Genomic DNA, 9,999 nt, shown 5'->3' on the forward strand with positions numbered 1-9,999 from the left:
CAGCGAACAAGTCGTAATGGGCGGGGCAGGGCAACTCGCCCCGCCTTTCGCACTCGTGGTGAGGTCGTGAGCCTGTAAAACGTGTGCGTGCGCTTGTCGTTCGTATCTGCTATCATTCCTAGTCTGTGCGCTCATGCGGGCGTGGCGGAATTGGTAGACGCGCCAGATTTAGGTTCTGGTGGGATTCCCGTGAAGGTTCGAGTCCTTTCGCCCGCACCATCGCACCTGCGTCGGCCCTGGCCGTCGCGACACTTTGTTGCATAAAGGTACCAGCACCTCAGATAAGCTGGGCAGTATGAGGAGGAACGTGTTGAACATCACCGCTTCTGACGTCAAGGACGCCAAGCTCACCGCTACGGTCACCATCCCGGCCGCCGACGTCGACGCCGCGATCAAGAAGGCCTACAAGGACACCGCCAAGAAGTACCGCTTCCCGGGCTTCCGCGCTGGCAAGGCTCCCCGTCCGGTCATCGACTCTGCTCTTGGCGCCGAGGCTACCCTCGCTCAGGCCACCAACGACCTGATCGCCGCCAACGAGCCCGCCGTCCTCAACGAGCTGGACATCGTCCCCACCAAGAGCGGTGACTACAAGGAGCTCGACCTCGCCAAGGATCACGAGGACTACACCTACACCGTCGAGTTCTCCCTGCGTCCCGCCGCTGAGCTCTCCTCCTTCGACGCTGTCGAGATCGAGATGCCCCCTGCGGAGGTCACCGAGTCCGAGATCAACAACCAGGTCGAGATGCTTCTCAACTACCGTGCCACCTTCGAGGACGTCGAGGGTCGCGCCGTCGAGGCCGAGGACTACGTTACCGTCGACCTCAAGGCCGTCGAGAACGCCGACAACTTTGCCGCCGAGGGCCGTATGCTCATCGCCGGTAGCGACAGCAACCCCGCCGAGTTCAACGAGGCTCTGATCGGCGCCAACGTTGACGACGTCAAGTCCGTCACCTGGACCGACGAGGCCGAGGAGGGCGAGGAGGCCGAGACCCACACCGTCGAGGTCACCGTCAAGGGCATCAAGGTCCGCAACACCCCCGAGCTCACCGACGAGCTCGTCAAGTCCGACTTTGGCTTTGACAGCATCGACGCTATGCGCGACGCCATCAAGATCGAGATCGAGCAGGACAAGGCTTCCCGCCTCCCGGCCGAGAAGGAGAACCGTTGCGTCTCCGCTCTCGCCGAGCGCCTGCAGCTCGACGAGATGGATGCCGACTACGAGCAGTCCGTCTTTGAGGAGCTTGGCCAGAACTTCCTGTCCAACCTCGCTGCCCGCGGCATGACGCTGGACACCTGGCTGCCCGCTTCCGGCCTGACCATGGAGCAGTTCATCGGCGACCTGCACAAGCAGGCCAACGACGTTGCCCGTGAGTCCCTGGCGCTCGACGCCCTCGCCCGTGAGCTCAAGATTGAGGTCACCGAGGACGACATCAACGCCGAGTTCGAGAAGGCCGGCGTCAAGGACGTCGAGGCTTCCAAGGCCGAGTTCATCGCCGATGGCCGCATGCCTGCCGTCCGTGAGTCTATCCGTCGCTCCAAGGCCGTCGACCACCTGGTCGAGAACGCCAAGGTGACCGAGGTCGACGAGACCGCCAAGGACGCCGAGTAATTCTCGCCACCTTGCCCGCGAGCGCATGTATGTGCCCGTGATGGGGTAAAGTTATAAGCCGGTTATCCGGTTGCTTCGTACGGTGCCAGCCAATGCATAGCATGCGGGCACCGTACGTTTGTCTAGAACCACTATTGGTCCGTAAGAGAAATGGAGATGCGTATGATCGCTAAGTTCGATTCCGCCCTCGTGCCATACGTTATCGAGCAGACGCCGCGCGGCGAGCGCAGCTACGATATCTATTCGCGCCTGCTCAACGACCGCATCATCTTCTTGGGCGAGGAGATTAACTCCGTCAGCGCCAACCTGGTCGTTGCCCAGCTACTGCATCTTGAGAGCCAGGATGCCGAGAAGGATATCTCGCTCTACATCAATTCGCCCGGTGGCGAGGTTTACTCCGGCCTGGCGATTCTTGACACCATGAACTTCATCAAGCCGCAGGTCTCCACCATCTGCGTCGGTATGGCTGCGTCCATGGCCGCCGTGCTGCTTTCGGCTGGCGCCAAGGGCAAGCGCTTCTGCCTGCCGCACTCCAAGGTCATGATTCACCAGCCCAGCGGCGGTGCCCAGGGCCAGCAGACCGAGATCGAGATCGTTGCCGAGGAGATCAAGAAGACCCGTCGCGAGCTCAACCAGATCCTGTCCGACGCCTCGGGCCAGCCCATCGAGAAGGTCCAGGCCGATACCGAGCGCGACAACTACCTGACCGCTGCCGAGGCCCTCGACTACGGCCTGATCGACCGTATCGTTACCTCGCGCGACCTCGCCGCGAAGGACGCCTAGGATGGCAGGAAACATGCAGGACAACTTTGACGAGAACGGCAACCCCATCCGCTGCTCCTTCTGCGGAAAAGAGCAGGGCCAGGTTCGTCGCCTTGTAAAGGGTCCGACCAACATCTTTATCTGTGACGAGTGCGTCGCCGCTTGCTCTGAGATCTTGGAGGAGTCGCTGGCTTCGGACTTTATGGACGCTGCCCGCAACGGCAAGCTGCCGGGCTTCCTCAACGATCACGGTCAGGCTGCTGGGCAGCCCGCCGTGGACCCCGAGGCCGAGGGCTTTGAGCTCGAGGACGACCGTCAGGTCATCACGCACGTGCCGACGCCGCACGAGATCTATGACGAGCTTTCGGCCTATGTTATGGGTCAGGAGGACGCCAAGCGCGCCATGTCGGTTGCCGTGTACAACCACTATCGCCGCGTGATCGAGGGCGGCGCCGCGGTGTCTGCCTTTGACGACGGCATGGGCTCGCAGTTCAACGACGATATGGACGAGGTGGAGCTCGCCAAGTCCAACATCCTGCTGCTCGGCCCCACCGGTACCGGCAAGACCCTGCTCGCCCAGACGCTCGCGCGCATCCTCGAGGTGCCGTTTGCCATCGCCGATGCCACCGCGCTCACCGAGGCTGGTTACGTGGGCGAGGACGTGGAGAACATTCTGCTCAAGCTTATCAATGCTGCCGATGGCGACATTGAGCGCGCTCAGGTTGGCATTATCTACGTGGACGAGATTGACAAGATTGCTCGCAAGGCTGAGAACCTCTCCATTACCCGCGATGTTTCGGGCGAGGGTGTTCAGCAGGCGCTGCTTAAGATTCTTGAGGGCACGGTGGCCAGCGTTCCGCCCACCGGCGGCCGCAAGCATCCCCAGCAGGAGCTGCTGCAGATCGACACGACCAACATCCTGTTCATCTGCGGCGGTGCCTTTGTGGGTCTGGACAAGATCATCGCCGACCGCGTGGGCAACAAGGGCGTTGGTTTTAACTCCGAGATCGCCGGCCCCACCTCGGTCGACGAGAACGACCTGCTGCGCCAGGTGCTCCCGCAGGACCTCAACGCATTCGGCATGATCCCCGAGTTCGTGGGCCGTACGCCCGTTGTCACCCAGACGCAGGCGCTTGACGAGGACGACCTGGTGTCGATTCTGACCGAGCCCAAGAACGCCGTGGTGCGCCAGTACCGCAAGATGTTCCAGCTCGAAGACGTCGATCTTGAGTTTGAGGACGCGGCCCTGCACGAGATCGCCCGCATGGCGCTCGCCCGCAAGACCGGAGCCCGCGGCCTGCGTGCCATCTGCGAGGACGTGCTTCAGCAGACGATGTTCGACCTGCCCAGCGAGGAGGGCGTCGCCAAGGTCGTCGTAACCGAAGCCTCCGTAAAGGGCGAAGAACAGCCCCAACGCATCTACGGCTAGTCCTGCCTAAAACGTGCTTGTAAATAGCCTCCGACCACCTGCGGTCGGAGGCTATTTTATATATACGCAATAACCCCAACTACCTGTGTTATTCTGTGTGTTTGTTTAAGCCTCAGCGAAGTCATATCAGACTGAAGTAATCGATACCTAAGGCGTGTCCGCCTGCTTGGTTTTCGTTGATTCCGCACGAGCCGAAGAGCACTAAATGTGCTCTTCGTGCGAGCCAGGACCTGACCGAGCGAAAACCAAGCAGGCGGACACGCCGGCGGGACAGGGAGAGATATATGGAAGAGATGCCCAAGAATTACGATCCGTCGACCAACGAGCCGGCGATCCTGCAGAAGTGGCTCGACGGCGGCTACTACAAGCGCCGTGAGGGCGTGGGCGACTGCACCGTCACCATTCCGCCTCCCAACGTGACCGGCAAGCTCCACATGGGTCACGCTACCGACGACTCCATCCAGGACGCCATCATCCGTATGGCCCGCATGCGCGGCAAGTCCACGCGCTGGGTGCTCGGCACCGACCACGCCGGTATCGCTACGCAGACCAAGGTCGACAAGAAGCTCAAGAGCGAGGGCATCAGCCGCCTGGAGATCGGTCGCGACAAGTTTGTCGACGCTTGCTGGGATTGGACCCACGAGTACGGCGGCATCATCGTCGAGCAGATCAAGCGCATGGGCTGCTCCGTCGACTTTGATAACGAGCGCTTTACCATGGACGAGGACTACGCGCAGGCCGTGCGCAAGGTCTTTTGCGACTGGTACCACGACGGTCTGATCTACCGCGGCAAGCGCATCGTCAACTGGTGCCCCAACTGCACCACCGCCATTTCGGACGACGAGGCCGAGTATAAGGACGAGAAGGGCCACCTGTGGCACCTGCGCTACCCGCTGACCGAGCCGGTCAATGGCCAGGACTACATCGTCGTCGCCACCACGCGCCCCGAGACCATGCTCGGCGACACGGGCGTCGCCGTCTCCCCGAAGGACCCTGAGAAGGCCGCCTTCGTGGGTAAGACCGTCATGCTGCCGATCGTCAACCGCGAGATCCCCATCTTCTCCGACTACCACGTTGACGCCAACTTCGGTTCCGGCTTTGTCAAGGTCACACCGGCCCACGACCCCAACGACTATGCCATGGGTCAGGCCCACGACCTGTCGCAGATTAACATTTTCGATGAGCACGCGGTGGTCGTCGAGGGTTACGGCGAGTTCACCGGCATGAACCGCGACGAGTGCCGCGAGGCCGTCATCAAGTGGTTTGAGGAGCACGGCCTGCTCGATCACGTCGAGGACCTCGACCACTCCGTCATGCACTGCTACCGTTGCGACTCCGCGCTGGAGCCGTGGCTGTCCGAGCAGTGGTTTGTGGCCGTCGACAAGCTCAAGGGACCGGCGCTCGACGCCGTCAACTCCGGCAAGGTCACCTTCCACCCCGCGCGCTGGACGCAGACCTACACCACCTGGATGGAGAACCTCAAGGACTGGTGCATCTCGCGCCAGCTGTGGTGGGGCCATCGCATCCCCGTGTTCTACTGCGAGGACTGCGGCTGGGAGGACGCCCTCACCGAGGACACCGATGTGTGTCCCAAGTGCGGCGGCCATCACGTGCATCAGGACGAGAACGTGCTGGACACCTGGTTCAGCTCGCAGCTGTGGACCTTCGCCACGCAGGGCTGGCCGCAAAAGCCGGAGCTGCTCGAGGGCCATCACCCCACGACGGCGCTCGTCACCGCACGCGACATCATCGCGCTGTGGGTCGCCCGCATGGTCATGAGTTCGCTGTATTTCTTGGACGAGGTGCCGTTTAAGGACGTCGTCATCTACCCGACGATTCTGGCCAAGGACGGCAGCCGCATGTCCAAGTCCAAGGGCAACGGTGTCGATCCCATGGACCTCATTGGCATGTACGGCGCCGACGCCATGCGCTTCAACTTGCTCACGCTGTGCACCAACAACCAGGACGTCAAGTTTGACGCGAACATCGACAAGAAGACTAAGAAGCTCATCGACAGCCCGCGTACCGACCAGGCCAAGAGCTTTGTGACCAAGATCTGGAACGCCAGCCGCTTCCTGCTCATGAACATGGAGGGCTACACGCCCGGCGAGCCCGTCGTTGAGACGCCGGCCGACGCTTGGATGTTCAGTCGCCTGGCCAAGGCCGTGAAGATGGTCACCGAGGGTATCGAGAACTACACCTTTGGCGACATGGCCCGCGGCGTGCAGCAGTTCTTCTGGAACGAGGTCTGCGACTGGTACGTCGAGGTCACCAAGGCCCGCCTGAAGGGCGAGGGTCGCCTGCAGGCTCAGCGCAACCTGATCTTTGTGCTCGACACCTCCATTCGCCTGATGCACCCGCTTATGCCGTTTGTTACCGAGGAGATCTGGGACAACATGCCGGCGAGCGTGCTCGACCTGGACGCCGAGGGCAACGTGGACCGCGCCGAGGCGCTCATGATCGCCAAGTGGCCCGAGCCCGCCGACTACGCCAAGTATGTCGACGAGGACGCCGAGCGCGCGTTTGAGCTGTGCCGCACCGTCGTTTCCGCCGCCCGCGCCACGCGTTCGCGCTATCGCTTAAGCCCCAAGGCTGAGCTCGACGTGGTCGTGCGCGCCGGTGCCGAGGACATCGAGAAGCTCGAGAGCCTGCGTTCGACCATCGAGCCGCTGGCCAACACCGCCTCGCTGGTCATGGGTACCGACGTTGAGAAACCGGCGGCGAGCATCGCCGTGGTCGACAGCGGCGTCGAGGTCTTTGTGGTGCTCGAGGGCAAGGTTGATCTTTCGGCCGAGAAGGCGCGCCTGGAGAAGGAGATCGCCGCGGCCCAGAAGGAGCTCGCCGGCTGCGAGAAGACGCTGGCCAACGAGGGCTTTGTGGCCAAGGCCGCGCCTGCGGTGGTCCAGAAGAAGAGGGACCGTGCAGCTGAGCTCAAGGAGATCCTGGCGGCGCTGACTGCTCAGGTTGCTGACTTCTCGTAAGGTTTACTCGGGGGACGCGGTTTGGGGCATTGCTCGCTACTGCGGACACCTATTCCGCCGTTCTAACGAACGGCGGCTGACTCGACGCTGCAAACGCCTCTGATGGCCAATCTGCCGTTCAACTTCGGGCGCATGGGCATAAGCCCTATGCGCCCTTGTTTCACGGCACCTTGGCTCATCAGAGGCGTTTTCGCTGACTATCCTCAACCTATACTGTTTTATTTATCTATGAATGGCGGTTCTAAAAATGCCTAAGCGTTCTGGCTTGTATACCGTTCCTTTTGAGTTTGATTTGCTTTCGTTTAATGAGGCTGTGGGGCTGGCTGCTGATACGGGGCGGATTTCTGGGGATGCTGGGCCTCTGCTTGAGACGGTTGTCGATATGCTTGATGAGCTGGGACGTCCGGACGAGTATTTCGATTGCATTCAGGTCGCCGGTACCAATGGCAAGACTTCGACTACGCGTTTTTCGGCTGCCATTCTTCATGGTGAGGGGCTCAAGACCGCGCTGTATACGTCGCCACAGCTGGTACGCTATCCCGAGCGCATGGAAGTCGATGGATGCGTCGTGAGCGATGAGGCATTCGCCCGTGGCGTTTCGGCCGCTGTTGAGGCGGGGCATCGAGTGAATGCCCGTCGTGTGGCGGCGGGGGAGCGCGCCTATACCATCACGCCGTTTGACCTTTTGACGGCTGCTGCACTTGTGGTGTTTGCCGAGGCCGCGGTGGATGTTGCCGTGCTCGAGGTTGGCATGGGCGGGCGTTGGGACGCCACGAGCGCGACCGATCCCGTCGCCGTTGCCATTACGGGCATTGGGCTCGATCACACACGTATTTTGGGCGATACGCTCGAGGCCATTGCGGGGGAGAAGGCTGCGGTCATTAAGCCCGGACGCCTGGTTGTACTGGGCGAGGGCACGCATGAGGCGAGCGTTCAGCGCGTGATGGATGCCCGTTGTCGCGAGTGCGGCGTCGTGCCGCTGGTGGTGAACCATGCCACGACCAAGGTGCCGGCGCATGTGGGCGATACGGTTGAGTTTAGCTGCACTACGCCGCGTGCGATTTATACGTCGAGCATGGTCAAGCCGGCGTATCAGCCGCAGAATGCTGCGTGCGCGATTATGCTTTGCGAGGGGTATCTGGCTCGCGAGCTCGATCATGACAAGCTCGATGTGTCGCTTGTGGGCTGCCCCACGCCGGGCCGATTTGATGTGCTGGGAACTGATCCGCTCAAGCTGATCGACGCCTGTCATAACCCTCAGAGCTGCGAGAACTTTGTGAGCGCGCTGGACGAGATCGATCCGTGCGTAGAGAATCGCCCCACGCTGCTGTGCGCTGCGCTGGCCGACAAGGACGTGGCGGGTATCGTTGACGTACTGATCCCGGCCTTCCCGCGCGTGGTTGTGACCCAGACCGATTCCGACCGCGCCCTGTCGGCAGAGGAGCTTGCCGCACTTGTGGACGCCGACAAGCTCGCGGGCGTGTATCCGAGCGTGTCCGAGGCCCTCGCTGCCTTCGATGCCGCGGGCGAGCCCTTCGTAGCAGCCGGTACCATCACCCTAGCCGGCGAAGTAGCGGGGCTGCTCCGTTAACCCATCCCCTCATCAGTTGCGGTGAAATACGGACTGTTTTACAAGCCAGAAGCCTCAAACAGTCCGTATATCACCGCAACTCAAAAGCAGTCAATTTGGGACGGGGCTTTTTGGCTGCCCTGCGCCTCGAGTTGACTTGCTCGCCACGAAATGGCCCTATTTACTACGTTTGACCGGTAACCCTCGACCATACAGAGAATTGCGAAATCAAAACCGCAGGTAGATGGCTCGCCATTTTTCAAAAAAGACCCGCATGGTCGACTCATGCGGGTTAAACGTAGTAGATAGGCCGTTTTCGTGGCGCGGCGTTTGCAAGATGTGTCAAAGGGGCTCTCCCTTTGACACATTGCCTAGTCTAGGCGGACCGGATCGTGGGGGTAGGCGTTGAGAATCTCGACGCCGTTCTCGGTCACCAGGGCCAGGTCCTCGATGCGGACGCCGGTGCGGTCGGGGAGGTAGATGCCCGGTTCGATGGAGAACGTCATGCCCGGCTCTACGACCTGCTCGTTGACGAGCGAGATGTCGCCCGGCTCGTGGTCCTGCAGGCCGATCGAGTGACCCAGGCGATGCGTAAAGTATTCGCCGTAGCCCGCGTCTTCAATCACATCGCGTGCGGCGCGGTCCAGGTCGCACATGCGCACGCCCGGTGCGATGAGCGCTTCGGCGGCCTCGTTGGCGCGGCGCACGATGTCGTAGATGCGTGCCGTCTCCTCGTCCGGCTCGCCCCAAAAGAACGTGCGCGTCATGTCCGAGCAATAGTTGCAGCGGCGTCCGCCAATGTCGAACAGCACCACGTCGCCGCGCTTGAGCACAGTGTCGTCGGGTTCGTGATGCGGGTCGCCGGCGTTGGCGCCAAAGCTCACGATGGGCGGAAAGCTAAAGCCCTCGCAGCCGTGCTTGCGATACAGGCCGAGCATCTGGTCGGCAATCTCGCGTTCCGTCACGCCCTCGTGGACAAGCTTAATAGCATCGGCCATTACAGCGTCGTTAGCGGTCGAGGACGCACGCATGAGCTCCTGCTCGGTGGCATCCTTGTGGGTGCGTGCGGCGGTGACGGCAAAGTCACCCAGGAAAAACTCGCTTGCGGCGTGGCGCTCCATGAGCGGCATCAAAAAGCCGGAGCGCATGACGGTGTCGATGCCGAGCGGTTTGGTCGGATCGACCTCGCGAGCGATGGCGTCGGCCACGACATCGGTATCGGTGTGATAGGCGACGCGGGCATTGTCGTACTCGGGCAGTTGATGCAGTGCGTTGACCAGGATCACCGGCTCGGCATCGCGCACGAGCAGCACGCCGCAAAAACGCTCGAACATATCGGCATAAAAGCCGGTCAGGTAATAGATCGACCACGGGTCATTCACGAGCAGCTGCGCACCGGGGTGCTGATCCTCGAGCGCATCGAGCACGCGCGCCATGCGCTGGTCATCGACATGTGCCATGAAACATCCTTTCGCTAGGCTGCCACCATGGTATCCCAAGCCCGGCACATAGGGACGTTCCTTTTATGCCGGCACTTCGGGACACTCCTTTGCATCCCATGCGCGCCCTCATAAGTTGCGGTGAAATACGGACTGTTTAGCGGCCTGAAGGGGGGTGCGGACGATTTCTTGGACCGCGCCTAGGCGTA

At 61.5% G+C, this 9,999-nt stretch carries 6 protein-coding genes and 1 tRNA gene; 6 read left to right on the forward strand and 1 reads right to left on the reverse strand.

The genetic code is table 11. The annotated features are described in order from the left end of the window. Nucleotides 1–135: 135 nt before the first annotated feature. From DWZ52_RS05260 to DWZ52_RS05285, 6 genes are all read left to right on the forward strand, one after another. Nucleotides 136–219 (forward strand) — tRNA-Leu (locus DWZ52_RS05260). Nucleotides 220–307: 88 nt separating this feature from the next. After that, nucleotides 308–1,609 (forward strand): trigger factor, encoded by a 1,302-nt coding sequence (gene tig / locus DWZ52_RS05265; protein WP_233547269.1) that lies wholly within the window; start codon nt 308–310, stop codon nt 1,607–1,609. Nucleotides 1,610–1,771: 162 nt separating this feature from the next. After that, nucleotides 1,772–2,392, forward strand: coding sequence for an ATP-dependent Clp protease proteolytic subunit (locus tag DWZ52_RS05270; RefSeq protein WP_022095182.1), 621 nt, complete (start codon nt 1,772–1,774; stop codon nt 2,390–2,392). Nucleotide 2,393: 1 nt separating this feature from the next. After that, nucleotides 2,394–3,800, forward strand: a complete 1,407-nt coding sequence (gene clpX, locus DWZ52_RS05275; protein ID WP_118385071.1) for an ATP-dependent Clp protease ATP-binding subunit ClpX — start codon at nt 2,394–2,396, stop codon at nt 3,798–3,800. Nucleotides 3,801–4,084: 284 nt separating this feature from the next. After that, nucleotides 4,085–6,781, forward strand: a complete 2,697-nt coding sequence (locus tag DWZ52_RS05280; protein WP_118385072.1) for a valine--tRNA ligase — start codon at nt 4,085–4,087, stop codon at nt 6,779–6,781. A 247-nt stretch (nt 6,782–7,028) separates the two neighbouring features. Further along, on the forward strand, nt 7,029–8,372 hold the full coding sequence (locus DWZ52_RS05285; RefSeq protein WP_118385073.1) for a folylpolyglutamate synthase/dihydrofolate synthase family protein: 1,344 nt from the start codon (nt 7,029–7,031) through the stop codon (nt 8,370–8,372). A gap of 350 nt (nt 8,373–8,722) precedes the next feature. Here DWZ52_RS05285 and DWZ52_RS05290 read toward each other — a convergent pair whose 3' ends face one another. Continuing rightward, nucleotides 8,723–9,811 (reverse strand): Xaa-Pro peptidase family protein, encoded by a 1,089-nt coding sequence (locus tag DWZ52_RS05290; RefSeq protein ID WP_199579152.1) that lies wholly within the window; start codon nt 9,809–9,811, stop codon nt 8,723–8,725. Nucleotides 9,812–9,999 lie beyond the last annotated feature (188 nt).

Origin of the sequence: Collinsella sp. AF33-16, assembly GCF_003475325.1 — a bacterium.
Lineage (GTDB): Bacteria > Actinomycetota > Coriobacteriia > Coriobacteriales > Coriobacteriaceae > Collinsella.

Excerpts from the sequence above, each read along its gene's own strand:
- DWZ52_RS05270 (WP_022095182.1), top strand. The coding sequence starts at position 1,772 with ATGATCGCTAAGTTCGATTCCGCCCTCGTGCCATACGTTATCGAGCAG.
- clpX (WP_118385071.1), top strand. The coding sequence starts at position 2,394 with ATGGCAGGAAACATGCAGGACAACTTTGACGAGAACGGCAACCCCATC.
- DWZ52_RS05280 (WP_118385072.1), top strand. The coding sequence starts at position 4,085 with ATGGAAGAGATGCCCAAGAATTACGATCCGTCGACCAACGAGCCGGCG.
- DWZ52_RS05285 (WP_118385073.1), top strand. The coding sequence starts at position 7,029 with ATGCCTAAGCGTTCTGGCTTGTATACCGTTCCTTTTGAGTTTGATTTG.
- DWZ52_RS05290 (WP_199579152.1), bottom strand. The coding sequence starts at position 9,811 with ATGGCACATGTCGATGACCAGCGCATGGCGCGCGTGCTCGATGCGCTC.